The following is a 26,270-nucleotide window of genomic DNA, read 5'->3' as shown; positions in this document are numbered from 1 at the left end:
ACTCATCGGACTTGGCGGGAAAATCTCCGCTGTTGTCATTGACATGCCACTATCTACGCGCGTCATCATGAACGCATGAGATTCCCCCCACGGATCACCGGCATCGGCGCGGCGGCCGCCGTCCTGTCCGCTCTCCTCGTCGGCGGCACCGTCGCCACCGCGACCCCGGCCGCCGCCGCGGTCGGCAGCATCTGTTACAGCGCCCTGCCCTCCCAGGCGTACGACACGCTCGACCTGATCGCGACGAACGGCCCCTTCCCCTACTCGCAGGACGGCGTCGTCTTCCGCAACCAGGAAGGCGTCCTCCCCAGCCAGACCTCCGGCTACTACCACGAGTACACGGTCAAGACTCCCGGCTCGTCCACGCGAGGAGCGCGCCGCATCGTCACCGGAAAGAAGACCCAGGAGGACTACTACACCTCGGACCACTACGTCACCTTCAACCTGATCAACTTCGGCTGCTGAGCCGATCGGTCAGGTACGGCACCTGAAGGAACGACGTGCCCGGCTGTAGGTCCGGCCCGTGGCCACCCGGGCGTCCGGCCCCCACCGGCTGCACCATCGCTCACCCCTCGCCCCGCGGCTCCCCCCACGTTCATGGGTCGCGGGGCGAGGCACGTCCCGCCGCCGGGGAACTCTCAGGTCTGCCGCTCGGGTGCGTACGCCTCGGCGTCCAGGCCGAAGGTCCAGGCCACCCCCGCTCGGGCCGTGCGCGTCGACGGGGGGACCCGTAGCCAGTACGTGCGGTGGGTGCCGTCGGGTTCCGGGGTGGAGTTGAGGACCTCCACCATGACCACGGGCTCGTCGTCGGCCAGGTCGATCCGCCACAGCGTGCCCGTCTCGTCCCGGTGCAGGGGGCGGGCGCCCGAATCGGTGAGGTACCGGTCGTAGCCGTAGTACTCCAGCATCACGCGGCGCAGCTCGGCGTTCTCCTCGGCGCGGATGCGTTCCGGGGTCAGCGTGGGCAGTTCGGCCAGGAAGGCGGCCGGAACCGGCATGCCGCGCCAGGCGTGCAGGGCGAAGCCGTCCGGGTAGGCGAGCGCCGGGCCGTCCCCGTGGTCCAGTCGTCCCGCCTCGTCGCGGTGGAGGGCCGAGGGACGCTCCGACAGCACGGCGACCCGCGCGAACGGCCACCACCAGCCGGCGCTGCGGCACACCGCGGCCAGCGCGTCGATCGGGCCGTCGTCGGCGGGGAACGCCGCGAGCCACGGCGCGTCGTGCTGTCCGAGCACGGCGTCCAGGAGGATCAGCCGGATCTCCGCGGCCTCCTTTCCGGTGTCGCGTCCGGCCAACTCCTCGATCACGCCGGTACGGATGCGGTCCGCCAGGGCCTGCGTCGACGGCCACAGCCGTCCGCCGGTCGCCGCCCAGTGCGCCGACCACCCCGCGGGCCCCAACTCGGTGTGCAGCCGCCGTCTCGCCGCCGCCCACGGCGCACTGCGCACCGCGTCCCGGACGCTCGGGCCCCGGTCCGTATGCTCCCGGAGGAGAGCGACCGCCGCGCGGGGCGAACCCGCCCACACCACACGCTCCGGTTCCGCGAGTCCCGCCAGCCGGTAGGCCCGCCGGACGCCCTCCTCGGCGCGCGCCCGGTCCGCGGGACCCGTCGCCGAGGCCCACGCCCGCCACTCCGCGAGGTCACCGGAAGGCCCGGTCACCACGCTCCCCGCCGCCAGGTCCGGTGTGCCGCCCGCCTTCAGGTCCGTCATCCTGTCCACCCCTGTGTCCGTCCCGCTCACGTGCGCTTCCTCCGCGCCCCGCCCAGTTCTGTCGTGATGCCGGTGCGTCCCGGTCGCTCAGTCGGCCACGATCCGTACGGACCCGGGCACGTACTCCCGCTGTCTGACGACCCGGAACCACCCCTTGGGCAGCGCGATCGCCGCGTGCTCCTCGTGCACCACCCGCCCGCCCTGGGGCAGATGGAGCAGCAACGGCCCGTAGGGGCCCGGCTCGCGCACCAACTCCCCCGGCCCGACGACCGCGTGGGCATGCCCCGTCACCTCTCCCAGCGCCAGCACGAGCCGCCCGCGTCCGTCGCGCCGCTCCCTCGGGGCGTGTGCCGCGTGAGCGGGCACCGCGTCCCGCGCGACCGGCACGATCAGCACGTCTCCCTGTCGGTACATGGCTGTCCCCTCACCGCCGGGTGCGCCGCGCACCGGCTTCATGACCACGACGTTAGGCGTCACCACTGACAACGGCCCCGGGCCCGCCCCCGCCGAACGGGACTGTCAGTGGCGGTTGGTAGAAATGCGGCACCACAGACCACGCACACTTCCTTCTCAGGAGCGGCCGCATGACCATCGGTGAGCACCTCGACGCGCTGCACGGGCTGCCCTCGTTCACCTTTCCCGGGCCGGGTGCCCCGGCCGACCGGCTGCCCGAGCCGGACTCGGTCGCCTGGCGCCTGGACAGCGATGTGTACGACTCCGACGAGGCGTGGACCGACATGTTCACGCGCTTCCGTGCCGCCGTCGACACGAACCGGGTCCGGGCGCTGATCATCGGCGCCTGGGCGGATGCCTACGACAGCGCGCCCACCGAGATGTTCGAGGCGCTGGTGGCGGCCCGGGACGTCTTCCCGGCACTGCGCGCGCTGTTCGTCGGCGACCTGGTGATGGAGGAGTGCGAGATCTCCTGGATCAACCAGACCGATGTCGCACCGCTGCTCAACGCCTACCCGGCGCTGGAGGAGTTCGGTGTGCGCGGCGGCACCGGGCTGGAGTTCACGGCGCTGCGGCACGGTGCGCTGCGCCGGCTGGTGGCGGAGACGGGCGGACTGCCCGTCGGGGTGGTGCGCGGCATCGGCGCCAGTGACCTGCCCGCCCTGGAGCACCTCGACCTGTGGCTGGGCACGCCGGACTACGGCGGTGACAGCGAGGCCGCCGACCTGGAGCCGATCCTGTCCGGTGCGCGGCTGCCGCGCCTGCGTCATCTGGCCCTGCACAACAGCGAGATGCAGGACGCGGTGGCCGCCGCGGTCGCCGCCGCCCCGGTGGTGGAGCGCCTGGAGGTGCTGGACCTGTCGATGGGCGTGCTGACCGACGACGGCGCCGTAGCGCTGCTGAGCGGGCAGCCGCTGACGCATCTCAAGAAGCTGGATCTGCACCACAACTACCTCAGCGAGGCCGTCGCGGAGCGCGTACGGCAGACGCTGGTGCCGGTGGGCGTGGAGGTCGACCTGGACCGTGACGACGCCGAGGAGGAGACGGAGGACGACGGCACGGTCTGGCGCTACGTCGCCGTCGGGGAGTGACCGCGTCCACCGCGGCCGGGCCGATCGCCGCCGCGTCGTCCGCCCGCACCGGGCCCCGGTTCGCGGTGGTCGGCAACCCCGAGAACCGCAGGGTGTCCCTCTTCGCGGACGCCGTGCGCGCGGCCGGGCTGCCCACACCCCGTGTCGTCGCCTGGGCTGACGTCCTGCGCGCGCGGGGAGCGGACTTCGCCGCCGACGAGTTCGTCCGGGTCGACTCCCCCGGCGAGAACCCCGAGGTCGACCGGCTGCTGCGGGACGCCTCGGACCCGACCCGGGTGGAGGGTTCGGCCCGCTGGTACACGCGGTTCACCGCCGCGCTGCGCACGCTGCGCGGCGGCATCCGCCTCGCCGACCCGGACGACCTGGCGGCGCTGTTCGACAAGCGGGCGTGTCACGCCGTGCTGGACGCGGCCGGTGTGCCCGTCCCGGACTCCCCCACATCGGGTCCGCACGGCGCGCGGGTGCACGGCTGGGACGACGTACGGGCGTTGATGCGCGAGCACCGGATGCCCCGGCTGTTCGTCAAGCCCGCGCACGGTTCGTCGGCGTCGGGTGTCCTAGCGGTCGAGACTGCGGGCGGCGGCCGGATCAGGGCCACCACGTCCGTCGAGACCGGTCCGGACGGCGCGCTCCACAACTCCCTCCGGGTGCGCCGGTATCACGACGAGCGGGACGTCGCCCGCATCGTGGACGCGCTGGCCCCGGACGGGCTGCATCTCGAACGCTGGGTGCCGAAGGCCTCCCAGGCGGGCCGGGCCGCGGATCTCCGCGTGCTCGTCGTGGCCGGCCGGGCCACCCACGCGGTGGTGCGCACCAGTCGCTGGCCGCTGACCAACCTGCATCTGGGCGGCAGCCGCGGCGACCTCGACGGCGTCCGGCGGGCCGTCACCGCCGCGGGCGCCCGGTGGTCCGACGTCCTGGACGTGTGCGAGCGTGCCGCGTCCTGCTTCCCGCGCACGCTGTGCGTGGGGGTCGACCTGCTGCCGGCCGTGGACTGGCGGCGCAGCTTCGTCGGCGAGGTCAACGCCTTCGGCGACCTGCTGCCCCGGCTCACCGGACTGCCCGGCAGTGGCGCCGAGGGGCTGGACACCTACGGCGCGCAGGTGGCGGCCGTCCTGCGCGCACCGGCCGGAAGCGGCCCGCGTCACCCGTACAGAACAGGAACAGCCCATGCCTGAGCCCGACATGAACGCGATCGTCGGCGACCACGACATCCTGCTGGTCACCCTCGACACGCTGCGCCACGACGTGGCCGTCGAGTTGGCGGCCGAGGGGCGCATCCCGCAACTGGCCCGCCAACTGCCCGGCGGACGCTGGGAGAGGAGGCACGCCCCGGGCAGTTTCACCTACGCCTCGCACCAGGCGATCTTCGCCGGGTTCCTGCCCACTCCGGCCGAACCCGGCCCGCATCCACGGCTGTTCGCGGCGAGCTTCGCCGGCAGCGAGACGACCGCCGGGGGCACCTTCGTCTACGACACCCCGGATCTCGTGTCCGGGCTCGCCGCGGCCGGCTACCGCACGGTCTGCGTCGGGGGCGTGGGCTTCTTCAACCGGCGGGGCCCGCTGGGCTCCGTACTGCCCGGCCTGTTCCAAGAGGCGCACTGGGAGGAGGAGTTCGGCGTCACCTCGCCGCACTCCTTCGAGAACCAGGTCGACCGCGTGGAACAGGTGGTGGCCGAACTGCCCGCCGAACAGCGCCTGTTCCTCTTCGTGAACGTCTCGGCGCTGCACCAGCCCAACTGGTTCCACCTGCCGGGCGCGACCCGCGAGGCGGGTGACACCCGGGAGACGCACGCCGCCGCGCTGGAGTACGTCGACCGGCACATCGGGCGGCTGTTCGCCGCGGCGAGTTCCCGGCGCCCCTGCTTCGTCATCGTGTGTTCCGACCACGGCACCGCCTACGGCGACGACGGCTACACCGGCCACCGTCTGGGCCACGAGTCCGTGTGGACCGTGCCCTACGCCCATTTCCTCCTCGACCCCGCCGAGGCCGCCCGATGACCACCGCCCAACAGACCAGCCCCTACCAGCACTACGTGTACGCGTATCCGCACAAGACGGCGTACCGCCGCCTCCAAGACCGGCCCGCGCTGCGGGAGTTGTGGGCGACGGAGGACCGCGGCGCCCTCTCGCTCTATGTGCACATACCGTTCTGCGAGGTCCGCTGCGGCTTCTGCAACCTCTTCACCCGCATCGGTGCCCCGGACGGCCTGACCGGCGCCTATCTGGACGCCCTGGAGCGGCAGGCGGACGCCGTCCGGGCGGCACTCGGCGACGCGGAGCCGGTGCGTTTCGCCACCGCGGCGTTCGGCGGCGGCACCCCGACCTTCCTCACCGCGTCCGAGCTGGAGCGCCTGTGCGACATCGCCGAACGGCGCATGGGCGCCGACCTGCGCGCGGTCCCGCTCTCCGTGGAGGCCTCGCCCGCCACCGCCACCGCGGACCGGCTCGCCGTCCTCGCGGAGCGCGGCGCGACCCGCCTCAGCCTGGGCATCCAGAGCTTCGTCGACTCCGAGGCCAGGGCCGCCGTACGCCCGCAGCGCCGTGCCGACGTGGAGGCCGCGCTCGGCCGGATCCGGGACGCCGCCATCCCCGTCCTCAACATCGACCTCATCTACGGCATCGACGGCCAGACCGAGCGGACCTGGCGCGCCTCGCTGGACGCGGCCCTGGCCTGGCGGCCCGAGGAGCTGTACCTGTACCCGCTCTACGTCCGCCCGTTGACCGGCCTCGGCCGGCACCACGGGGACACCGGAACCGACCCGGAGTGGGACACGCAGCGGCTGCGGCTGTACCGGGCGGGGCGTGACCACCTCCTCGCGCGGGGCTATGTCCAGCAGTCGATGCGGATGTTCCGCCGGGCCGACGCCCCGCCCCAGGGCACCGACGACTACGCCTGCCAGACGGACGGCATGATCGGGCTCGGCTGCGGGGCCCGCTCGTACACGTCGACGCTGCACTACTCCTTCGACTACGCGGTCGGCATGCACGAGATCCGCGGCATCATCGACGACTACGTCACGACGACCGACTTCACGCACGCGGAGGTCGGCTACCGCGTGGACGGACACGAGGCGCGCCGCCGTCATCTCCTGCAGTCGCTCCTCCAGGCCGAGGGGCTCTCGGTCGCCGACTACCGCGCCCGCTTCGGGAGTTCACCCGACGACGACTTCGGGACGGAGCTCGACCGGCTGGCCGGGCACGGCTGGCTGACCGAAGCGGCGGGCGAGTCGCTCGTGCTGACCCCGGAGGGCCTGGCCCATTCCGACGCCGTGGGGCCGGAGTTGTTCTCCCCCGAGGTGCGGTCCGCGATGGCCGCCTACGAACGGAAGTGACGGACCGTCATGGATCTCACCGTCCTGTACCGGGGGCCGCTCGCGTCCTGCGACTACGACTGCCCCTACTGCCCGTTCGCCAAGCGCCGCGACTCGACCGCCCAACTCCGCGCGGACCGGGAGGCGTTGGAGCGCTTCGCGCGATGGGCGACGGACAGCGAGGACGACCTGTCACTCCTTTTCACACCCTGGGGCGAGGGACTGGTCCGCTCCTGGTACCGCCGCACCCTGACCGAGCTGTCCCGGCTGCCGCACGTGCGCAGGGTCGCCATCCAGACCAACCTGAGCTGCCGCACCGGCTGGCTCGCCGAGGCCGACCTCGACACGCTCGCCCTGTGGTGCACCTACCATCCGGGCCAGACCCCCTACGACCGTTTCCTCGGCAAGTGCCGTGAACTGGCCGACCGCGGGGTGCGCTTCAGCGTCGGCGTGGTGGGCCTGCCCGCCCATCTGACGGCGGCCCGCCGGCTCCGCGACGACCTGCCCCCGCACGTCTACCTCTGGATCAACGCCGCCGAGGGACACACCTACGACGACGCGGAGGCCGACGACTGGACCGCGCTCGACCCCCTGTTCCCGTACAGCCGGCATCCGCACCGCAGCGCCGGACTCCCGTGCCGTACCGGCAAGTCCGTGATCTCGGTCGACGGCGCGGGCACGGTCCGCCGCTGCCACTTCGTCCGCGACGAGCTGGGGAACCTGTACGACGGCTCGTACCGGGCGGCGTTGCGACCGCGCGCGTGTCCGCTGGCCGTCTGCGACTGCCACATCGGCTATGTCCACCTGGAGTCCCTGCCCTTGTACGACGTCTTCGCGGGCGGTGTCCTGGAGCGGGTGCCGTCCGCCCTCCCCGGGCCGGGCACCCCACGCGCCCTGCCGCTCACGGCGCGGTCGTGAGCGTCGTAATGTCGAGATCGTGTCCTCAGTGATGCCATCCCTTCTCAGGCGTGTCTCAGGAGTGTCATCGGCTGAGGGATCGTCACAGGGGCCCCGTGATGGAGGGAGAACGACCGCGGGCCAACCGCGGATCGGCCATCACGGGGAGAACGAGACACATGAAGCTCAAGCGATTCGGGACCATCGCCGCGACGGCGCTCACCGGCACCCTGCTCCTGACCGCCTGCAACGGCGCCGACGGTGCGGCCGACGCCACCGTGTCGCATCCGGCGGCCGGGGCGACTCAGGCGGCGGGTGCCATCGGCCGCTACTCCGAGAACGCGCCGGGGGCGCGGTACTTCACGTCCATCCTGACCGGTGACAACGAGGTGCCCGTCAAGGGCAAGCCGGCGGTGGGTGACAAGGACGGCAGCGCGGTGGCCCTCATGCGGGTCCAGGGCGACGAGGTGTCCTTCGCGTTCGCGTGGACCGGTATCGGTACCCCGACCATGGCCCACCTCCACCAGGGTGCGCGGGGCACCAACGGTGACGTGAAGATCCCGTTCTTCATGGAGAAGCTCAAGGGCGGCACGCCGTTCGTGTTCGGCACCGTGAAGGTCAAGGACGCGGACCTGCTGCGGAGCATCAAGGCGCATCCCGACCAGTTCTACTTCAACCTGCACACCGGCGAGTTCCCCGGCGGCGCGGTCCGCGGACAGGCCGTCGCGCTGCCGGGCGCCGTCTCACTGCCCGACGCCATCCGGCACTCGTCCCTGGCCGGCGTCGTCAAGGGGGCCCAGATCTACGCCTGCACCCAGCAGGACGACGGCTCCTACGCCTTCACCCAGGACAACGTCGACGCCACCCTCCAGGGCGGCATCCAGCACAGCTTCGCCAAACACGGCCCCGCCGGTCCCCCGCAGTGGATCGCACCCGACGGTTCCTCGGTGACCGGCACCGTCCTCAACAAGTTCGACAACGGCAAGGGCAACATCCCTCAACTCCTGCTCCGCGCGCGGCAGACCGGCAAGAGTGAGGGACTTCTGTCCAGGACCACATCGGTCCTGCGGCTCGACACCGCCGGCGGCGTCGCCCCGGCCGGCACCTGCGACCCGGCCACGCGGCCCACCGCCCGCGTCCCCTACACGGCCGACTACCTGTTCCTCGCCACCAAGTAGCGCCACCGGACCCCTGTCACCCCGCGGTCGGACAACCCGGCCGCTCAGGAGACGTCGATCTTCACGGAGGCCCCGGGCTTGAGGGAGATCTTCTTGCGGAACTGCCCGGCCCGGAGCTCCGTCTCCGTTCCTCCGACGCTCCGGACCGTCACCGTGGTCGCCCTGCCGTCTCGCCAGGAGAAGTCGACCGTGAATCCGCCGCGGGCGCCGATCCCGGTGACGGAACCCTTCGCCGACCAGGCCTTCGGCAGCGCCGGAAGCAGTTCGACGACTCCCGGCTTCGAGTAGAGGATCATCTCCAGCGCGGCGGTGGGGCCGCCGAGGTTGGCGTCGATCTGGAAGATCGTGTAACTGCCCTGGCTGTACATGTCGAACCAGTTCGCGGAGGTCCCGTTGCCGTTGTTCATCGAAGGGCGCAGCACGGTGAGATAGAGCTGGTAGGCCTTTTCGGCGTCCTTGAGCCGCGACCAGCACAGCGATCGCCAGGCGCAGGCCCAGCCGAAGCTGTCCATTCCCCTGGCGGTGAGGAGTGCGCGTACGCCGTCCACCAGTTCGCGCGGGCTGGTGTCGACGGAGATCCGGTCGCCGGGAAAGAATCCGATGAGCGGTGACAGATGACGGTGTGTCGTCTCACCGAGATTGTCCGGGCTCATCCACTCCTCCAGCCAGCCGCTCTTCGGACTGACCCGCGGGAGGTAGAGCCTGGCCCGCATCGAATCCAGCTCGGCGGCGAGGTCCGCGTCGCGGTCCAGAACGCGGGCCGCGGCGGCGAACTCCCGGAAGAGTTCCCACGCGAGCTCCTGCCCGTAGGTGTTTCCCTTGCCGTCCGGTCCGTGCTCCGGCGACCAGGAGGTGTCGTCCACCAGGACTTCGCGGGACGAACCGTCCGCATCGGTCACCTCGGTGGTGATCAGCCGCGCCTTCCAGAACTCGGCCGCCCCCTTCACCACGGGATAGATCGTCTCCAGATACTCGCGGTCCTGGGTGTACTCGTAGTGGCGCCACAGCGTGGCGCAGAGCCAGGCGTTGCCCGAGGGGTGCCAGGCCCAGCCGCTGCCGCCGTAGATGTTGGTGGAGAACGCGACGGCCCAGCCGGCCACTTCACCCGTGCTGTTGCGGAAACGGTTGTCGGGGCTGTTGAAGAGCCGCTTGGTCACATCGGTCCACACCGGCAGCTGGGACCGGCAGTAGCGGGCGAGCGCCTCCGCGTTGTCGCCCAGTCCGGCGGGGTCGGCCAGCCAGTAGTTCATCTGCACGTTGATGTCGGTGTGGTAATCGGCGTACCAGTCAGGGGTGTTGTTGTGGATCCACAACCCCTGGAGGTTCATGGGCAGCCAGTCCCTGGACCCGGTGATGGTCAGGTAGCGGCCGTACTGCACGTAGGCGGCCTCCAGCTCCGGGTCCGGGGTGGACGCGTCGGTGTATCTGACGGCGATGCGCGACCACGAGTCCAAGGACCGCTGCACCGCCGAGGATCTGCCGAGGTCGATCGAGAAGCGGTCGTAGAGGCGCTGGTAGTCGACCACATGGGTGGCGAGCAGAGCGGCGCCGGAGACCTTCGCCGCGGCGGCGGTCTTCGCACGGGTCACCGTGAGGGGGACCATGGACGGGTCCCGGAAGTCCCGGTCGGCATCGGGTGAGTAGTCGGTGCCCGCACAGACGGCTATCAGCACCTCGCGGCACCCCGAGAAGGACAGTTTCCCGTCCTCCGCCTTGATGGTTCCGGAACTGCTCACGGCGGTCACCGAAGCCGCGTACCGCAAGCCGTTCTTCAGAGTCGCGGCGAACGAGAGCCGTTTCCCGTCCGCCGACGTGGTCTCACCGTGCGTGCCCTCCAGGGAGATCACACCGGTATGGCTGCCGCCTCCGGTGAGCCGGACCACGATCACGTCGTCCGGGTGGCTGGCGTAGATCTCCCGGCGGAAACGGGCTCCGCCGTGCCGATAGGTCGCCGACACCACACCGTTGCTCAGGTCGAGGCTGCGTCGGTAGTCGCTGATCTCCTCTGCGGTGTGGCCCGGCAACGTGACCCGGAGCTTGGCCAGCAGCCCGAAACTGCCGAAGTCATCGGCTCCGTAGGGAAGTTGTCCGTCACTGGTGGGGGTGTCGTTGCGTCCGCCCGTCCAGAACGAACCGTCCGTGATGTACAGGAAGTCGTCCGCGGGGTCGCAGCCGACCAGCGCGCCCATCCTGCCGTTGCCCACGGGCAGCGCCTCCTGGATGACGCGCGACTCGTCGGCCGGCTTCCGGTACCAGAGGGTGGTGGCCTCGCTCTCCGGAACGACGTTCGCGTGAGCGGGACGCTCGGGGTCGGCATGCGCCACGAACGGGGGCAGACCACCGAAGGCGGCGAGGCCGCCACCGGCGACACCGGTCAGGCGGAGGAAGTCACGGCGGGAGGAAGGAGGCACGGCGGAACTCCTCGGGCGAGAGGGTCGGGATTAATTCGTAAATTAATGAGATGCCGAGGAACAAGCAATGGGCGTGCAGTCAAAAGATCGGACCTCTAGGTCGAACCATGGCTACTTAAGGGGTGATTCAAGAATAATCCGGGCTATTTATCGGATGACTGATGGTCGATGCCGTTGAGTCTTCCGGGAGTCACCGTGCGGCCCCGCGCCCCCACGCGGTCCCCACCAGTACGAGAACGCCGCCTGCCAGCCCGAACACGCCGAGCCGTTCGCCGCCGAGCGCGATACCGGCCGCGGCGGCCCACAGGGGCTCGGTGCCGAGCAGCAGGCTGACCCGGGAGGGCGAGGTCCGGCGTACGGCCCACATCTGCACGAAGAAGGCGAACAGGGTGCAGAACGCGGACAGGAACAGCAGCCCGGCCCACTCCCGTGGCCCGAAGTCGGCGGCCGTCTCCCACGGTGTGGTGTCGGCGCCGGTCGACAGGATCGCGAACACCGCGACGGCGGTGGCGAGTTGGACGGTGGTCAGGGGCAGCGCGTCCGCGCCCTGGACCGACCTGGTGCGGGACATGGCGAGGACGTGCAGGGTGCGGGCCAGCGCCGCGAGCAGCATGAGGAGGTCGCCGAGGGAGGGGCGGGAGAAGCCCGCGCCCTGGGTGAGCAGCAGCACGCCGAGCACGGAGAGGGCCGCCGCGCCGAGGAAGGCGCGGGAGGGCCGGGTACGGGTGACGGCGGCCTCGGCGAGCGGGGTGAAGATCATGGTGAGGCTGATGATGAGGCCCGCGTTGGTCGCCGAGGTGTGGACGACGCCGTAGGTCTCCAGGAGGAAGATCCCGGCGAGGATCAGCCCGAGCAGGGCGGCGCCGCGCCACTGGGCGGCCGTCAGGGCGCGCAGCGAGCGGTGGCCCACGACCGCGAGGACGGGCAGGACGAGGGCGAAGCGCAGGACCAGGACGGTGAGGACCGTGCGGGCCGTGGTGATGTCCTTGGCGGCCAGATAACTGGCGCCCCAGACCACCGCGACCAGCAGGACGGGCAGGTCGGTGAGCCAGGCCCGGCGGGGCAGGGCGGTGCGCGGTACGGCGATCGAGGACATGAGGGCGGCTCTCCCGGTCTCCGACGAAGGGGTGGAGACATCGGTGGCTGCCACACGGAACGATCACCGTACCGGCGCGACCCCCGGCTGACTAGGCGTTTTCCGCATCGGCGTCCGCGTACGAGCCGTAGGTCGGGCGGCCCGCCAGGTCGTACGACTGGATGGAGACGCCGGTGCTGGTGACGCGCCCGCCCGTGTGCCTGAAGGCCATGGGCTCGGTGCCCTCGGGGAACAGGCGCAGACCGCTGCCGAGCACGACCGGGAAGGTCACCAGGTGGAGCGTGTCGACGAGGCCGAGCGCGAGGAGGGAGCGGACGAGGGCACCGCTGCCGTGCACCTGCAGTTCGCCCTCGGTGCGCTCCTTGAGGTCGGTGACCTCCTTGGCGAGGTCACCGCCGAGGACCGTGGTGCCGTCCCAGGATGCCTCGGTGAGGGTCGACGAGGCGACGTACTTCGGCAGCGCGTTCAGCTTGGAGGCGATCGGGTCGGCGGGGTCGGTCTTGTCCGGCCAGTACCCGGCGAAGATGTCGTACGTACGGCGGCCGAGCAGGTACGCGCCGGAGCGGTCGAAGACCTCGACCACGAAGCGGCCGAAGTCTTCGTCGCCGTAGACGAAACTCCAGCCGCCGTGCTCGAAGCCGCCGCGGGTGTCCTCCTCGGGCCCGCCGGGGCCCTGGTAGACGCCGTCGAGGGTGACGAAGAGGGTGGAGACGAGCTTGCCCATGTCGGGTGCCTGCTTCCTGGTGCGGGAGCGGATGATGTCATCAGCTCAGACCCCGCGGACCCCCGCAACTCATCGGTCCTCGCTACGGCATCTCTCGGTCTTCGCTACGGCGTCTCAGCCCGCGTGGGTCGAGAACATGCCGCCGGTCGGACCCTGCTTGTCGCCGCCCTGGGCCTTCTTCAGGGCGTTGGCGAGGCTCTCGATGGTGAGGGACTGGAGGATGACGCGGCCGTTGCCCTCCAGGGTGGCCAGGGACAGGCCCTCGCCGCCGAACACGGCGTTCATCAGGCCCTGGCGGTTGAGGCCGCCGATGCGCTGGACGCCGTACTGGACGCCCTCCTCGAAGGCGACGAGGCAGCCGGTGTCGACCTCGATGCGCCCCCCGAAGTCGGCGGGGTTCAGGTCGATGAAGTTGCCCGCGCCGGCGATGATCACCGTGCCGTGCCCGGTGAACTTCTCCAGGACGAAGCCCTCGCCACCGCTCACGCCGGCACGGCCGCCCTGGAAGGCGATGCCGAACTGGACGGTGGACTCGGCGGCCACGAACGCGTCCTTCTCCGCGAACCACGCGCGCGTGCCGTCCAGTTCCAGGGCGCGCATCTCCCCGGGGAGCACGCCCGCGAAGCCGACGGTGCCCTCGCCGCTCTGGGAGGTGAAGTACTGGAACGCCAGCGACTCACCGGCGAGCGCGCGCTGCCCGACCTGCATGGCCGTCCCCACGGCCTGCCGGAGCATGCCGCCCATACCGCCACCGCCCGAGCCACCGCCGCCCTGCTGCTGGCCGCCGCCCGACGATCCACCGAGGCGGGTCTCCATGGTCACGTTCGTCGTCTTGAAGAGGAACTTCCCGGCCTCGCAGTACACGGTCTGGCCGGGGTTCAGGTTGACGACCGCCATCTGCATGGCGTTGCCGACGATCTCTTGCTGAAGGGTCACGAGAGAAGAACGTAGCGGGTGGCCGTCTCGGTTCCGGGTGCGGGTGGGTTGTGGCGGCCTGCATGGGAGAAACGCCGGACGGGCTGGAAATCAGCCCCTCCGGCAAATGGCAGCCGGCGTCAGCCGCCCAGCTCCTGGTGCCTCGCCGCCAGCGTCGCCGCCCCCTGCTCCGTCAGCGAGCCGAACAGCCGCAACCGCGAGATCCCGCCGTCCGGATAGATGTCCACGCGCGCGTGCGTGCCGATCGCCGGGGTCGGGAGCACGAAGCGGTGGTTCGTGTCGGGCTGGAGGCGGGTGCGCGGGAGGATTTCCGTCCAGGTGCCGGTCTCGCCGTCCTGGACCGATACCGATGCCCAGCCCGCGCTGTTGCCCTTCAGGTACGCCGTGTCGATCTCTACGGCGCGGATCTGGGACTGGGCGGCCAGGCGGTAGCGGATCCAGTCGTTGCCCTGGTCGCGGCGGCGGCGGGTTTCCCAGCCGTCGTCCATCTTGCGGGAGCGGCCGGGCTGGATGGTGTTGCTCGCGGGTGAGTAGAAGAGGTTGGAGGCGTCCTCGGCGCTCCCGCCGTTCTCCAGGGCGACCACGTCGAACGTGCCCAGCGCCGCGAGCCAGTTGGGGTCGGGGACGACCTCGCCGTAGACACGGAGGCGGGCGATGCCGCCGTCGGGGTGCTGGTTGACGCGGAGGTGCGTGAAGCGTTGTTCGGTGGATATGGCGAAGCCGTTCGCCGCGTGACCGCCCACCGGCGTGCGCGGGACCAGGGGCGTCCACTTCACGTCGTCCGAGAGGAGGTCTTCGGGGGACGGGGAGCCCGGTACCGACGTGCCCTCCACCGACACCGCCTGCGGGTAGTTGCCGCGGAAGTGGGCCGTGTCGACCACGATGCCCCTGATGACCCCGGGGGCGCCCAGGCGGACCAGCGCCCAGTCGTGGTCCTCCGCCGTCGGCCACGGATGGTCCGCCGAGGCGCCGCGGCGGCGGCGGGTCTCCCAGCCGTCCATGATCTTGCCCTTGTGACCGAAGTGCTCGGGGTCGAACTCGGCGGGCCCGGGCACGAGGAGGTTCTCCCGCTCGGCGAAGAACTCGTCGTTGGCGGCGATGACACCGGCGCCCAACTGCCGGTCGGCGAGGTTGGCGTACTGGGTGAAGGGGAAGTCGCCCGTGCGGTAGTCCGCGTACGGGTCACCGCCTCCGTAGGGGTTCGCGTCGCCGGTGAAACTGGGTATCGCCGTCACAAGGTCTGCCTTTCAGACGTAGGCCGCTGCGGGTGCCGGGGGGTGAATCAGGGTGTACGGGTCAGGAGTTGCCCCTTCGGGTCGGTGAACTCGCCGTCCAGCACGATGCGTTCGCCGCGCAGCCAGGTCGACTTCACGACACCGCTGAGGGTCTTTCCGGCGTAGGCCGTGACGCGGTTGCGGTGCTGGAGGGCCGCCGGGTCGACGGTGAACGTCTCGTCGGGGGCGAGGACCGCGAAGTCGGCGTCGCGGCCCGCCTCGATGGCGCCCTTCTGGTCAAGTCCCGCCAGCTCGGCCGTACTTGAGGACATCCAGCGGACCACGTCCGCCAGGTCGTGGCCCCGCTCGCGCGCCTCCGTCCACACCGCCGCGAGGCTCAACTGGAGGCCGGAGATGCCGCCCCAGGCCGTGGCGAAGTCGTCGGTCTTCAGGTCGGCCGTCGATGGTGAGTGGTCCGTGACGACGCAGTCGATCGTGCCGTCGGCCAGCGCCTGCCAAAGGAGGTCCTGGTTGGCGGACTCGCGGATGGGCGGGCAGCACTTGAACTCGCTTGCGCCGTCCGGGACTTCCTCCGCCGTGAGGGTGAGGTAGTGGGGGCACGTCTCCACCGTGATGCGAACGCCCTCGGCCTTGGCGGCGGCGATGAGCGGGAGCGCGTCCGACGAGGACAAGTGCAGTACGTGCACGCGTGCGTTGAGGCGCTTCGCCTGCGCGATCAGCCCCGCGATGGCCGTGTCCTCGGCGTCGCGCGGGCGGCTGGCGAGGAAGTCGGCGTACTTGGGACCGCCCCGCTGCGGGGCGGCTTCGAGGTGGTGCGGGTCCTCCGCGTGGACGATGAGCAGGCCGTCGAAACCGGCGATCTCGGCCAGGGACAGGGCGAGTTGGTCCTGGTCCAGGTGCGGGAACTCGTCCACGCCGGATGGGGACAGGAACGCCTTGAAGCCGAAGACGCCGGCGTCGTGCAGCGGGCGCAGGTCCTTGACGTTGTCGGGCAGGGCGCCGCCCCAGAAACCGACGTCCATGTGGGCCTTCTCCGCGGCGACCTGCTGCTTCGTACGGAGGTTGTCGACCGTCGTCGTCGGCGGGAGGGAGTTGAGCGGCATGTCGACGAGCGTGGTGATGCCGCCGGCCGCCGCCGCGCGCGTGGCGGTCCAGAAGCCCTCCCAGTGGGTGCGGCCGGGGTCGTTCACATGCACATGGGTGTCGACCAGGCCGGGCAGCAGGACGTCGTCGCCGAAGTCCTCGAACCGTGCCCCGGACGGGACTTGGGCGTCGTACGGGAGGACGGCCGTGATCTTCCCCCCGGCGACCGCGACCGCCGCCGCGCGTGTCCCCTCGGGAGTGATGACACGTGTGGAGCGCACCACCAGTTCAGCGTCGGACACCCGGACCCCTCTCTCTGCCGCCGTCGTCACTTCCGCTACTCCTGTTACTTCCGGGAAACGGGATTTACGTCCACGTAACGGAATTCAACGTTCTGTTGAAGGAGTCTTCACTCCCGCTCCCGTACCGTCAAGGGCACACTTCTCCACGATGCGCCTCACGCGCACACTCTGGACGTTTCCACAAAGCGGAATTAAACTTCCGGCAAGCAGAACGTAGCTACGCACAGGCGGGGAGTCAACCGACCCCCGGGTAGGCTTCAGCCCTTCCCGCCCGTGCCGAAAGGAACGCGCCGTGCCGCCGTCCAGCGTCAGCAGCACCGACTCCACCAAGTCCACCACGGGCGGTGTCCAGTCCCTGGAGCGCGCCTTCGACCTGCTGGAGCGGATGGCCGACGCGGGTGGCGAGGTCGGCCTGAGCGAGCTCTCCGCGAGCAGCGGCCTGCCGCTCCCCACCATCCACCGCCTGATGCGCACGCTCGTGGTCTGCGGTTACGTCCGCCAGCAGGCGAACCGCCGGTACGCGCTCGGCCCGCGCCTGATCCGCCTCGGCGAGTCCGCGTCCCGGCTGCTCGGCACCTGGGCCCGCCCCTACCTCGCCCGGCTGGTCGAGGAGACCGGCGAGACGGCGAACATGGCACTGCTCGACGGCGACGAGATCGTGTACGTCGCGCAGGTGCCGTCCAAGCACTCGATGCGCATGTTCACCGAGGTGGGCCGGCGCGTCCTGCCGCACTCCACCGGCGTCGGCAAGGCCCTGCTCGCCAACACCCCGGACCACGAGGTGCGCGCACTGCTCGCCCGTACCGGCATGCCCGCCGCGACCGACAAGACGATCACCACGCCCGACGGCTTTCTCGCGGCGCTGGAGGACGTGCGCCGCCTCGGCTACGCGATCGACGACAACGAGCAGGAGATCGGCGTCCGCTGCCTCGCCGTATCCGTGCCCAACTCCCCCACGGCGGCGGCGATTTCGATCTCGGGCCCGGCGGGCCGGGTCACCGAGTCGGCGACGGAGAAGATCGTGCCGGTACTCCAACAGGTGGCCGGCGAACTGTCGGAGGCACTGGCCAGCCAGAACCCCGCGTGAGCGGCGGGCAGTTCTGGCCGGGCCGGTACACCGACCGGCACGGCCCCGAGGCGGTCGTCTTCGAGTCGGACGGCCGGGAGTCGATCCGCACGACGATCCGGGGCGTCCGCTTCGAGGGCGACACCATGGACGACCTCGGCGCACTCGGCGGCGAGCCACCGGAGGCCCCGTTCACCTTCTTCGACGGGGCGTTGTGCTCCTGCCTGTTGGAGTGGGAGGTGCCGATGCCCGTCGCGGTCGAGGGGCAGGGCGTGCGTACGGCGGTGCTGGACTGCGCGTTGCGGCTCGGGGACCCGGCCGGTCCCCGGCGCGGTCTTGACGCGGAGACGCTGACCACGACCCTGCGCTTCGACGGGCGCACGTACCAAAACACGGACGGCCAGGGAGACTTCGAATCGGCCCTGCACGACATCCAGCGCCAACTCCCGGCAGGAGTACGGCTCCAGGCATGCATCGCGTGCGCCTGGTCCGACTACAACCCGGCCGGCAACGGGCTGATGGCAGGGCTGGCCTGCTTCCGTGACGTCAAGGACCGCTACCGCCAGGTCGACGGCAAGCACGGCCCGACGGGGATCTTCGCGATCTGGGACGAGCACACCGAGTTCGTCCAAGAAACCTGGCTCTGCGGCGAGTTCGAGCACCGGACCACCACACACACCGGGTACCGGGGACCATTCCCGTCACGCCGCTGGTGGTGAACTAGCCCTGCCCGCGTCGAGGTTGACCGAACAGGTCCACGGCGTTGCGTACGTCCGTCAGACCCCTCGTGAGTGCGCTCACCGAGCCGATCGCGCCCGCGATCAGGAGCAACGAACGGCGCAGGCGCGGGATTTCGGGGGTGCCGTCGATGGTCATCGCGGCCAGCGCCGCGAGTTCGTCCTCGGCGATGACACGGTCGGGGAACTCGGCCGGATGCGCGGCCAGTTCGCGGCGCAACCGGGACACCGCGGTCCGCAGTTCCGCCACCCTCGGATCCTCGTCGCTGCCGGTCACTGACCTCTGCCCCAAGCTCCGCAACACAGCTCTCCCCCCTCGCACGTCTTCGTGCGCAAGAACTCCGCGGTCCCGCCACCCGCCCCGCAACACTGGTCGGGCGCCGAGGGACGCGGGCAAGTAAACGCCACCCGGTGCCGGGCGCGCCACTCCATGGACCGAAATTAAGTAGGAGGATTCCGTCCGGTCGCCGCCGCGTCAGGTATGCAGGACGCATGACGCGAAACGAAGACCAGGTCGCCGGGCTGCTGCTCGCCGCGGGCGGCGGCCGACGGCTCGGCGGGCGGCCCAAGGCGCTGCTACGACACCGGGGGCGGCCCCTCGTGGAGCACGCGGTCGGGGTGCTGCGCACGGCCGGCCTCACCCTCGTCCACGTGGTCCTGGGGGCGCGCGCCGACGCCGTACGGGAACAGGCGGACCTGGCCGGGTGTGTGGTCGTGGAGAACCCGGAGTGGGAGCAGGGGATGGGGTCCTCGCTGCGCGCGGGGCTCGACTCGCTCGCGGGTACGGGGGCGCGGGCGGCGCTCGTGTCGCTCGTCGACCAGCCCGGGATCGGCGCGGAGGCGGTGGCGCGGGTGCTGGCCGGGTTCACGGACGAGGACTCGCTCGTCTCGGCCGCCTACGACGGGGTACGCGGTCATCCGGTGCTGTTCGGTGCCGCGCACTGGGCCGGGATCGCCGAGAGCGCGACCGGGGACCGGGGGGCGCGGGCGTATCTCAAGGCGCACGCGGACGCGGTCACGCTCGTCGAGTGCGGGGATGCGGCGGAGCCGTACGACATCGACACTGAGGCGGATCTCGTCCACCTTGAGTGAGCGGAGTGGCACTGAGCGCCACTTTTGCTCGATCCGGAGAATCTCGACGTCAACAAACCATTGAACTTCCACGATGAGGAAACTAGTATCCACTGTTCAGAAGCGCCCGACGGCCTCTCGGGTGCTCCCAGCCCTACCCGGGTCACCTGACACCCGGTGCCACGCTGAAGGAAGTGACAGTTCATGTCCGCACCAGCGCCGTCCTCGCCGGTCGTCGTCGACGCCGAACCCCTCCCCCGGCAGGAGGAGGTCCTCACCGCCGAGGCCCTCGCCTTCGTGGCCGAGCTGCACCGCCGGTTCACGCCCCGCCGGGCCGGACTCCTCGCCCGCCGGGCCGAGCGCCGCGCGGAGATCGCCCGGACCTCCACCCTCGACTTCCTCCCGGAGACCGCCGCGATCCGCGCCGACGACTCCTGGAAGGTGGCCCCCTCCCCCGCCACCCTGAACGACCGGCGGGTCGAGATCACCGGCCCCACCGACCGCAAGATGACGATCAACGCCCTCAACTCGGGCGCGAAGATCTGGCTCGCGGACTTCGAGGACGCCTCCGCGCCGACCTGGGAGAACGTCGTCACGGGCCAGCTCAACCTGATCGACGCCTACACCCGCGCCATCGACTTCACCGACCCCAACTCCGGTAAGTCGTACGCCCTGAAGGCCGAGGACGAGCTGGCGACCGTCGTGATGCGCCCGCGCGGCTGGCATCTGAACGAGCGTCACCTCCTGGTCGACGGCGAGCAAGTGCCGGGCGCCTTCGTGGACTTCGGGCTGTACTTCTTCCACAACGCGCAGCGGCTGCTGGACCTCGGCAAGGGCCCGTACTTCTACCTGCCGAAGACCGAGTCGCACCTCGAAGCCCGGCTGTGGAACGACGTGTTCGTCTTCGCGCAGGACTACGTCGGCGTCCCGCAGGGCACCGTCCGCGCGACCGTGCTGATCGAGACGATCACCGCCGCGTACGAGATGGAGGAGATCCTCTACGAACTCCGCGACCACGCCTCGGGGTTGAACGCGGGCCGCTGGGACTACCTGTTCTCCATCGTGAAGAACTTCCGTGACGGCGGGCCCAGGTTCGTCCTCCCGGACCGCAACGCGGTGACGATGACGGCCCCGTTCATGCGGGCGTACACCGAACTCCTCGTCCGTACCTGCCACAAGCGCGGCGCGCACGCGATCGGCGGCATGGCGGCGTTCATCCCCTCGCGCCGTGACGAGGCGGTCAACAAGGTCGCGTTCGAGAAGGTCAAGGCGGACAAGGACCGTGAGGCGGGCGACGGTTTCGACGGCTCCTGGGTCGCCCACCCGGACCTGGTGCCGATCGCCATGGCCTCCTTCGACGCGGTGCTCGGCGACAAGCCGAACCAGAAGGACCGGCTGCGCGAGGACGTCGACGTCAAGGCCGCCGACCTGATCGCCGTCGACTCGCTGCACGCGAAGCCGACGTACCCCGGACTCGTCAACGCCGTTCAGGTGGGCATCCGTTACATCGAGGCGTGGCTGCGCGGGCTCGGCGCGGTCGCCATCTTCAACCTGATGGAGGACGCGGCCACCGCCGAGATCTCGCGCTCGCAGATCTGGCAGTGGATCAACGCGGGCGTCGAGTTCGAGAACGGCGAGAAGGCAACTCCCGAGCTGGCGCGCAAGGTTGCCGCCGAGGAGCTGGAGAACATCCGCGCGGAGATCGGCGCGGACGCCTTCGCCGCGGGCCACTGGCAGCAGGCCCACGACCTCCTCCTGGAGGTCGCGCTCGACGACGACTACGCGGACTTCCTGACGTTGCCGGCGTACGAGCAGCTCAAGGGCTGAACCTCAACAGGCGTCAGGAACAGCTCACTTGAAGGATCAGCTCACTTGTCCGAGTGGCCCAGGGACTTTCCCGGGGCCGCTCGGTCGCGTACGAGCTTCTTCACGGCCGTGGGTTCGGGGAAGCCCTGCTCACGGCGGTCCCACACCACTTCATCGTTGACGCGGACTATGAAGACACCGCCGGTGCCGGGCTTCAGGGAGAGTTCCGTCAACTCGGTCTCGAAGGTGGTCAACAGCTCCTGCGCCAGCCAGGCGGCGCGGGGCAGCCAACGGCACTGGGTGCAGTACTCGATCTGCACGCGATGCTCGGGCTGTACGGGGTGCTCGGGCTGTACGGGGTGCTCGGGCTGTACGGGGTTGTCGATCGGGGTGTCTGTCATCCGAGGTGTACCGACCAATCCTGTTCAGCCGCCGGTTTGCCGTGCAGGTCGGGGACCCGCTTGAGCCAACTCGGGCGGCCCTGCTGTGTCTTCGCCGCGCGGAGGGCCTCCTCGGCGGCGCGTTCCTCCCTGCTGGGGAAGTCGGTGGGGAGCCAGGCCGCGGAGGCCCGCACGCGCGCGTGGAGGTAGGCGACGTACGCCTCCCGTGCGGCGTCGGGTGTCGCGAAGCCCGGTTCGCCGGCCAGCCAGGCGTCCGGCACCTCGGCCGCGATGCGGCGCAGCAGTTCCTCGGTCACCTTGGGGGCCAACTCGGCATCGGCGGCCAGGGTGTTGGGGCCGTAGTGCCCGAGGGCGTGATGGCGGAAGTCGTAGGCCTTCGCGGGGTCGGCTCCGTCCCAGCGGTGGTGGAAGACGAGGGCGGCGCCGTGGTCGATGAGCCACAGGCGCGGAGGTGCGATGCCGAGCGTCGGCCAGATCATCAGGTTCGAACTGTGCACCGTACGGTCGACGTTGACGGTCAACGCGTCGAGCCAGACGATCTTCCCGGCCTCCAGCGGGTCGACCGTGCACTGGGCGGCGACCTCCGGGGTGAAGTCCTGGGCACCCGGCAGGAAGTCCATGCCGAGGTTCAGACCCGCGCTCGCGCTGTGCAGGTCCCGCACCTCCTGGTGGGGCTCCTCGTCGGCGATCACCGGGTCGAAGTGCACGAGCACCAGCTCGGGGAAGCGCAGCCCGAGGGCGCGGGCCAGCTCCCCGACGATCACCTCGGCGACCAGCGCCTTGCGGCCCTGCGCGGAGCCGGTGAACTTCACGACGTACGTGCCGAGGTCGTCGGCCTCGACGACTCCGGGGACGGAACCGCCGGAGCGCAGGGGCTCGATGTAGCGGGTCGCGGTGACCTCTCTCAGCATGTCCGGCATGAAACGAGCATAGAGACAGGTCAGCGCCAGGAGGGGTGGCCCTCCGGTGTGCTGCCGGTGGTGAGCCTGCGTGCGCCCGTGCCGTCCGCGCGAACGGCCCAGATCGCCGGCTGGTCGAAGGGCCCCGGACGAACGCCACCCACGTGCCGTCGGACGACCAGACCGGGTCCATCTCCTGAGCGGTCCGGGGACATACGCCGTCACCAGCCAGGCCGGGTCGCCCTGCGGGTCGGCGTCCACGACCGGCGCGGTGTGGAAGCCGCCGACGCGGCGGGCCGCGGCCACCTCGTCGGCGAACCGGCGCCGGAAACCCGGTTCCGTGCTCAGTTCGGGCCGTACGACCTTGACGGCCACCGCCCGGCCCGACCGCGACCGGCCGAAGCAGACGACGCCCATCCCGTCCTGGCCGAGCCGTCCGACCAGCCGGTATCCGTCCTCTCCGACAGAGGCGGGATCATCCGCTCGGAGCGGTTTCATGACTCCGCCATCTCGCCTGTCCGGCAAGGCTGTTGGAACTCATCGCCCGGCCCCCGTCCCCGTCGAGCGGCGGTATTCAGCCGCGAGGCTCCCCCACACCGGCCATCAGTCGGGGTGCTCCGCTCATGACGTCACCGGGTTCGGAACGGCTCCCCTCCGCCGCCCCCTCACCCCGCCAGCGGATTCCGCAACGGCAGATAGCGAGCGTCGGCGCCGTCCGCCCCGGTCCACCGCAACAGCAGGTTCGTCTTCCCGGGCAGGGTGGGCGAGGCGAGGAGTTCGGCGACCTCGGGGACGTCGTGCCGGGCCAGTTCCGCGCGCACCGCAGGCCACGGGTCCAGCTCCGGGTGCCGCTCGGCGAGCACCCCGGCGATCTCGACGAGGTTGTTGACGACCAGGCAGTACACCAGCCGCTCCCACCCGGCCGCCCGGTCCACGTCCGCCGGCAGCTTCACGCCCTCCGCGTCCCGGTACAGCGCCTGCACGGGCGTACCGTCCGCGTCGACGGCGACCAGCGTGTTCTGCAGATGCGCTTCGAGTACGACGCCGTGGTCGGCGAAGGCGGTCAGCGCGGGCGGTACGACCTGCCGCAGATACGCCTCCCACCAGGCCCCCGGGTCGCCCGTACCGTCGAGCGGGTTGCCCGCGAACCCCTCCACCAACCCCGCGGCGAGCAACGGAGTCGTGCCGGGCAGAAGGTGCTCGCGCAGGCCGTCGCGGACCAGGACGGCGAGTTCCTCGAAGGCGAAGTCGGCGGTGCGGTAGCCGCGGTCGCTGAGCCAGGCCGCCGGGCCGCCCATCGCCGCGAAGGCGTCCCGGACGGCCGTGTCCGTGCGCCGCAGTTTCAGCAGGTCGTGGCGCCACAGCCGGCGTACGTCATTGGTGATGCGCACGTCGAGGCTGAACTTCAGGAACAGATCCTCCGCGCGTTCCGCGGACCCGGGGCTGTACACCGTCCGGATCGCCGCCGTCGGCCACACCTCGGTCGCCGTCGTGCCGAGCCGGATCAGCCGCCCGTCCGCGAACGCGTCCGCGAGGCCGGTGCCGACGAGGTCCAGCTGCCAAGGGTGCGCGGGCAGCAGCCGGTAACCGGGCGGGGCCTCCCCAAGGGCGTCCAGTGCCGAGACGTCGCCCTCCTCGACCACCACGTCCTCGCGCAGCCCGAGCAGCACCGGCGGGAAACGGGCGTACGCCTCCGGGGCGTAGGGCAGCCAGCCCGCGACGGGGCCGCCGCCGCGTGCCTTGGGCGCGGGATGGTAGGGATGGCCGGTGATCAAGGACTGTTCGGAGCGGAGATACGGGTCGTCCGGCGCCGTCGCCCGGTCGCGCGCGGTGAGCAGCGCGGCGACGGCGTCACGGCTGTCGGTCATCTCGGCGGGCAGTTCGTGGTTGGACACGCCGGTGTGGCGGGTCAGTTCCTCGGCGACGAGTTTCACGAGTTCGGTGTGGTCGACGCGCCGCCAGTCGCCGTCCGCGTACACCTCGGGCTCGGCGGGCCGCCGCTCACCGCGCACCCGCAGCAGCCGGTCACTCCCCGGCAGTCGGTACACATGCCGCTCCCCCTGGTCCGGGAGCGGCTGGGCCACCTCCCGGAGCAGACAGTTGAGCAGGGGCGCGGCCGCGTACGCGTCGGCGCGCTCCGCCACGTCGTCGCCCGGGGGTGTGAAGTCGACGCGATCCATACGTTCCCTCAGTCCGTGTCCTGCGATCGCGATCAGTATGTCTCTCGTCGCACAGTGTCCCGACGCCCTGTCCCCGCCCGTCCCGTCTCCGCCCGCTCCGCCTCTCCCCGCCCCGTCTCTCGTCGTCACCGATCATGACGCCCCGTCCGCACCCGAGGAGTCGACCGTGGACCGTCCCCCGCTTCCCGAGGCCGAGGTCGCCGAGGAACTCGCCGCCGTACGGCCCGACCTCGTACAACGGTACGCGGCCGAACTCCCCGGCGCCCGTGCGGCGGTGCTCACCCGGCTGTGGCGGGCGCTGGCCTTCGAACCGCTGCCGTGGATCGTCGACAGGGCGCCGGGCCCCGTCCTACGGCTCTCCGACGGCCGTCGGCTGCGCGGTCCGCGCGCGGACCCGTACGCGACCGACGCCTACGTCACCGTCGTCCACCTCGACGACATCGCCTACGACGATCCGGCGCGCCTGATGACCGACCTCGCCGTGCCGCACGGGACCGCCTTCGCCGTCGAACTCGGGCACAGCGTCGCCTCGTTGGCGCTGTCCCGGGCCAACCAGCCGACCCAGTCGGAGGATTGGCCGGTGCACGACTGGGAGTGGGAGCAGCGGATCGTCGACGGGCACCCCTTCCACCCCAACTGCCGCTCCCGGCCCGGCTTCTCGGTGGCCGAGCAGCTCGCGTACGGCCCCGAGCACCGGCCCGTGGTGGCTCTGGGGTCGGTGCCGGTGAGGGCGGGGGAGTGTCTGGTGACGGGGGTGTGGCCGGACGAACTGCGGTCTGCGGGGCGGCTGTTGATCCCGGTGCACCCGTGGCAGGCGGCGCATGTGCTGAAGCGGGCGGGGGACGCTCCGGTCGGCGCGCATCCGCTGATGTCCCTGCGGACCCTCGCCCTGTCGGACGGACCGCACGTCAAGACCGCGCTGAGCGCCCGGCTGACGTCCTCGGTGCGGGACATCTCGGTCTACTCGATCGGCCTGTCGGCGACGTTGTCCGCGTTCGGGGAGACACTGGCGGCGCGCTCGGACGGCCTGTTGCACGTCACCCGCACACTGGGCGCGGCGACGGCCAACTCCCCCGACCTCGCGGCCGTGTTGCGCGAGTCGCCGCAGACGTACGCGGACACGGAAGCGGGTGAGCGGGTTCTGCCGGTGGCCGCCCTCGCGGTCACCGACCTGCCCCGATCGCCCGCCTGGCTGGCCGAGTTCACCCGTCTCGCCCTCGTCGTCTGTCTGCGGCTGCTGGAGTCCGGTGTGGCCCTTGAAGCGCACGGTCAGAACCTGCTGGTGGTGCTGTCCCGCACGGGTGCCCCGCTGCGCCTGGTCTACCGCGATCTCGCCGACATCCGGGTCAGCCCCAAGCGCCTTGCCGGGCAAGGCATTCCGATCCCCGAACTGAGCGGACGCATCGTCACCGACGACGAACTCACCCTGCGCCGCAAGCTGTTCGGCTCCCTGGTGGCGGGAGCGCTCGCGGGCACGGCCGGTTCCGGTACGGCGCTCCGGGCGGCGCTGGCAGCCGTCGTACCGGATCTGCCCCGCACGCCGGATCTGCGCATGCTGCTCGAACAGCCGTTGCCGAGCAAGGCGTTGACGCTGATGCGGCTGTCGCCGGAGCTGTCCGGGGACCAGTGGACCGGGCTGCCGAACCCGCTCGTTTTGGAGCCCGGTCCATCTGATCAATAG

The 26,270-nt window shown here is 71.0% G+C and carries 24 protein-coding genes; 12 read left to right on the top strand and 12 right to left on the bottom strand.

Annotated features, from left to right (window positions below; genetic code table 11):
- The first annotated feature begins 75 nt into the window (after positions 1-75).
- On the top strand, positions 76-465 hold the full coding sequence (locus OG407_RS39805; RefSeq protein ID WP_405864896.1) for a ribonuclease domain-containing protein: 390 nt from the start codon (positions 76-78) through the stop codon (positions 463-465).
- A 173-nt stretch (positions 466-638) separates the two neighbouring features.
- On the opposite strand, the gene OG407_RS39800 is transcribed toward OG407_RS39805, so the two are convergent.
- Both OG407_RS39800 and OG407_RS39795 read right to left on the bottom strand, forming a co-directional pair.
- Positions 639-1,709, bottom strand: coding sequence for a DUF6745 domain-containing protein (locus tag OG407_RS39800; protein WP_405864894.1), 1,071 nt, complete (start codon positions 1,707-1,709; stop codon positions 639-641).
- An 87-nt stretch (positions 1,710-1,796) separates the two neighbouring features.
- Entirely contained in the window at positions 1,797-2,123 is a 327-nt protein-coding gene (locus OG407_RS39795) for a hypothetical protein (RefSeq protein WP_327407012.1), read from the bottom strand.
- 170 nt (positions 2,124-2,293) lie between these two features.
- On the opposite strand from OG407_RS39795, the gene OG407_RS39790 reads away from it, so the two are divergent.
- The 6 genes from OG407_RS39790 (at position 2,294) to OG407_RS39765 (ending at position 8,642) form a co-directional block, all read left to right on the top strand.
- The gene (locus OG407_RS39790; RefSeq protein ID WP_405864892.1) at positions 2,294-3,253 is read left to right on the top strand and encodes an STM4015 family protein; all 960 of its coding nucleotides are present in this window, start codon (positions 2,294-2,296) and stop codon (positions 3,251-3,253) included.
- Positions 3,250-4,431, top strand: a complete 1,182-nt coding sequence (locus OG407_RS39785; RefSeq protein WP_405864890.1) for an STM4014 family protein — start codon at positions 3,250-3,252, stop codon at positions 4,429-4,431. Before OG407_RS39790 ends, OG407_RS39785 begins: the two co-directional genes overlap by 4 nt.
- 7 nt (positions 4,432-4,438) lie before the next feature.
- Positions 4,439-5,254 carry an STM4013/SEN3800 family hydrolase gene (locus OG407_RS39780; protein WP_405868845.1) on the top strand — a complete coding sequence of 272 codons (816 nt, stop codon included), beginning with the start codon at positions 4,439-4,441 and terminating at the stop codon, positions 5,252-5,254.
- Positions 5,251-6,588: an STM4012 family radical SAM protein gene (locus OG407_RS39775; protein WP_405864888.1), complete on the top strand. Its 1,338-nt coding sequence runs from the start codon at positions 5,251-5,253 to the stop codon at positions 6,586-6,588. The genes OG407_RS39780 and OG407_RS39775 overlap by 4 nt, the downstream gene beginning before the upstream one ends.
- A 9-nt stretch (positions 6,589-6,597) precedes the next feature.
- Positions 6,598-7,485, top strand: coding sequence for an STM4011 family radical SAM protein (locus OG407_RS39770; protein WP_405864886.1), 888 nt, complete (start codon positions 6,598-6,600; stop codon positions 7,483-7,485).
- A gap of 158 nt (positions 7,486-7,643) precedes the next feature.
- Entirely contained in the window at positions 7,644-8,642 is a 999-nt protein-coding gene (locus tag OG407_RS39765) for a CHRD domain-containing protein (RefSeq protein ID WP_405864884.1), read from the top strand.
- 44 nt (positions 8,643-8,686) lie between these two features.
- Here OG407_RS39765 and OG407_RS39760 read toward each other — a convergent pair whose 3' ends face one another.
- The 6 genes from OG407_RS39760 to allB form a co-directional block, all read right to left on the bottom strand.
- Complete coding sequence (locus tag OG407_RS39760; protein WP_405864882.1) at positions 8,687-11,053, bottom strand: glycosyl hydrolase family 95 catalytic domain-containing protein; 2,367 nt, start codon at positions 11,051-11,053, stop codon at positions 8,687-8,689.
- Positions 11,054-11,243: 190 nt separating this feature from the next.
- On the bottom strand, positions 11,244-12,149 hold the full coding sequence (locus OG407_RS39755; protein WP_403603817.1) for a DMT family transporter: 906 nt from the start codon (positions 12,147-12,149) through the stop codon (positions 11,244-11,246).
- Positions 12,150-12,240: 91 nt separating this feature from the next.
- Positions 12,241-12,873, bottom strand: coding sequence for a dihydrofolate reductase family protein (locus OG407_RS39750; RefSeq protein ID WP_403603712.1), 633 nt, complete (start codon positions 12,871-12,873; stop codon positions 12,241-12,243).
- Between the two features lie 114 nt (positions 12,874-12,987).
- Entirely contained in the window at positions 12,988-13,809 is an 822-nt protein-coding gene (locus tag OG407_RS39745; protein WP_405864880.1) for an AIM24 family protein, read from the bottom strand.
- Between the two features lie 119 nt (positions 13,810-13,928).
- Complete coding sequence (gene alc / locus OG407_RS39740; RefSeq protein WP_405864878.1) at positions 13,929-15,044, bottom strand: allantoicase; 1,116 nt, start codon at positions 15,042-15,044, stop codon at positions 13,929-13,931.
- A gap of 47 nt (positions 15,045-15,091) precedes the next feature.
- Positions 15,092-16,429 (bottom strand): allantoinase AllB, encoded by a 1,338-nt coding sequence (allB, locus tag OG407_RS39735; protein ID WP_405864876.1) that lies wholly within the window; start codon positions 16,427-16,429, stop codon positions 15,092-15,094.
- Between the two features lie 292 nt (positions 16,430-16,721).
- On the opposite strand from allB, the gene OG407_RS39730 reads away from it, so the two are divergent.
- Positions 16,722-17,516 (top strand): IclR family transcriptional regulator, encoded by a 795-nt coding sequence (locus OG407_RS39730; protein ID WP_405864874.1) that lies wholly within the window; start codon positions 16,722-16,724, stop codon positions 17,514-17,516.
- Positions 17,513-18,214, top strand: a complete 702-nt coding sequence (locus tag OG407_RS39725) for a DUF6304 family protein (RefSeq protein ID WP_405864872.1) — start codon at positions 17,513-17,515, stop codon at positions 18,212-18,214. The genes OG407_RS39730 and OG407_RS39725 overlap by 4 nt, the downstream gene beginning before the upstream one ends.
- 1 nt (position 18,215) lies before the next feature.
- Here the strand turns inward: OG407_RS39725 and OG407_RS39720 are convergent, their stop codons facing one another.
- On the bottom strand, positions 18,216-18,536 hold the full coding sequence (locus OG407_RS39720) for a DUF5955 family protein (protein WP_405864870.1): 321 nt from the start codon (positions 18,534-18,536) through the stop codon (positions 18,216-18,218).
- A gap of 188 nt (positions 18,537-18,724) precedes the next feature.
- Here OG407_RS39720 and OG407_RS39715 point away from each other — a divergent pair, with 188 nt between their 5' ends.
- Together OG407_RS39715 and aceB are read left to right on the top strand one after the other, a co-directional pair.
- Positions 18,725-19,324 (top strand): NTP transferase domain-containing protein, encoded by a 600-nt coding sequence (locus tag OG407_RS39715; protein ID WP_405864868.1) that lies wholly within the window; start codon positions 18,725-18,727, stop codon positions 19,322-19,324.
- A gap of 183 nt (positions 19,325-19,507) precedes the next feature.
- Positions 19,508-21,130: a malate synthase A gene (aceB, locus tag OG407_RS39710; RefSeq protein ID WP_405864866.1), complete on the top strand. Its 1,623-nt coding sequence runs from the start codon at positions 19,508-19,510 to the stop codon at positions 21,128-21,130.
- Between the two features lie 41 nt (positions 21,131-21,171).
- On the opposite strand, the gene OG407_RS39705 is transcribed toward aceB, so the two are convergent.
- From OG407_RS39705 to OG407_RS39695, 3 genes are all read right to left on the bottom strand, one after another.
- Positions 21,172-21,510: a SelT/SelW/SelH family protein gene (locus OG407_RS39705; protein ID WP_405864864.1), complete on the bottom strand. Its 339-nt coding sequence runs from the start codon at positions 21,508-21,510 to the stop codon at positions 21,172-21,174.
- A complete protein-coding gene (locus OG407_RS39700; protein WP_405868842.1) occupies positions 21,507-22,421 on the bottom strand; it encodes a HipA family kinase in 915 nt (304 codons plus the stop codon). The genes OG407_RS39705 and OG407_RS39700 overlap by 4 nt, the downstream gene beginning before the upstream one ends.
- 653 nt (positions 22,422-23,074) lie before the next feature.
- Entirely contained in the window at positions 23,075-24,589 is a 1,515-nt protein-coding gene (locus OG407_RS39695) for an IucA/IucC family protein (protein ID WP_405864862.1), read from the bottom strand.
- A gap of 166 nt (positions 24,590-24,755) precedes the next feature.
- Here OG407_RS39695 and OG407_RS39690 point away from each other — a divergent pair, with 166 nt between their 5' ends.
- The gene (locus OG407_RS39690; RefSeq protein WP_405864860.1) at positions 24,756-26,270 is read left to right on the top strand and encodes an IucA/IucC family protein; all 1,515 of its coding nucleotides are present in this window, start codon (positions 24,756-24,758) and stop codon (positions 26,268-26,270) included.

It is taken from the genome of Streptomyces sp. NBC_01515, assembly GCF_045040345.1.
Lineage (GTDB): Bacteria > Actinomycetota > Actinomycetes > Streptomycetales > Streptomycetaceae > Streptomyces.
The sequence above is the reverse complement of the archived record's forward strand: the minus strand, read 5'-3'. Positions and strand labels throughout refer to the sequence as shown.

What these genes read in the sequence shown, in the direction of transcription:
- OG407_RS39790 (WP_405864892.1), top strand. Translation starts at nt 2,294, where the DNA reads ATGACCATCGGTGAGCACCTCGACGCGCTGCACGGGCTGCCCTCGTTC.
- OG407_RS39800 (WP_405864894.1), bottom strand. Translation starts at nt 1,709, where the DNA reads ATGACGGACCTGAAGGCGGGCGGCACACCGGACCTGGCGGCGGGGAGC.
- OG407_RS39765 (WP_405864884.1), top strand. Translation starts at nt 7,644, where the DNA reads ATGAAGCTCAAGCGATTCGGGACCATCGCCGCGACGGCGCTCACCGGC.
- OG407_RS39705 (WP_405864864.1), bottom strand. Translation starts at nt 21,510, where the DNA reads ATGACAGACACCCCGATCGACAACCCCGTACAGCCCGAGCACCCCGTA.
- OG407_RS39775 (WP_405864888.1), top strand. Translation starts at nt 5,251, where the DNA reads ATGACCACCGCCCAACAGACCAGCCCCTACCAGCACTACGTGTACGCG.
- OG407_RS39755 (WP_403603817.1), bottom strand. Translation starts at nt 12,149, where the DNA reads ATGTCCTCGATCGCCGTACCGCGCACCGCCCTGCCCCGCCGGGCCTGG.
- OG407_RS39695 (WP_405864862.1), bottom strand. Translation starts at nt 24,589, where the DNA reads ATGGATCGCGTCGACTTCACACCCCCGGGCGACGACGTGGCGGAGCGC.
- OG407_RS39770 (WP_405864886.1), top strand. Translation starts at nt 6,598, where the DNA reads ATGGATCTCACCGTCCTGTACCGGGGGCCGCTCGCGTCCTGCGACTAC.
- OG407_RS39780 (WP_405868845.1), top strand. Translation starts at nt 4,439, where the DNA reads ATGAACGCGATCGTCGGCGACCACGACATCCTGCTGGTCACCCTCGAC.
- OG407_RS39715 (WP_405864868.1), top strand. Translation starts at nt 18,725, where the DNA reads ATGACGCGAAACGAAGACCAGGTCGCCGGGCTGCTGCTCGCCGCGGGC.
- aceB (WP_405864866.1), top strand. Translation starts at nt 19,508, where the DNA reads ATGTCCGCACCAGCGCCGTCCTCGCCGGTCGTCGTCGACGCCGAACCC.
- OG407_RS39805 (WP_405864896.1), top strand. Translation starts at nt 76, where the DNA reads ATGAGATTCCCCCCACGGATCACCGGCATCGGCGCGGCGGCCGCCGTC.
- OG407_RS39795 (WP_327407012.1), bottom strand. Translation starts at nt 2,123, where the DNA reads ATGTACCGACAGGGAGACGTGCTGATCGTGCCGGTCGCGCGGGACGCG.
- OG407_RS39700 (WP_405868842.1), bottom strand. Translation starts at nt 22,421, where the DNA reads ATGCTGAGAGAGGTCACCGCGACCCGCTACATCGAGCCCCTGCGCTCC.
- OG407_RS39750 (WP_403603712.1), bottom strand. Translation starts at nt 12,873, where the DNA reads ATGGGCAAGCTCGTCTCCACCCTCTTCGTCACCCTCGACGGCGTCTAC.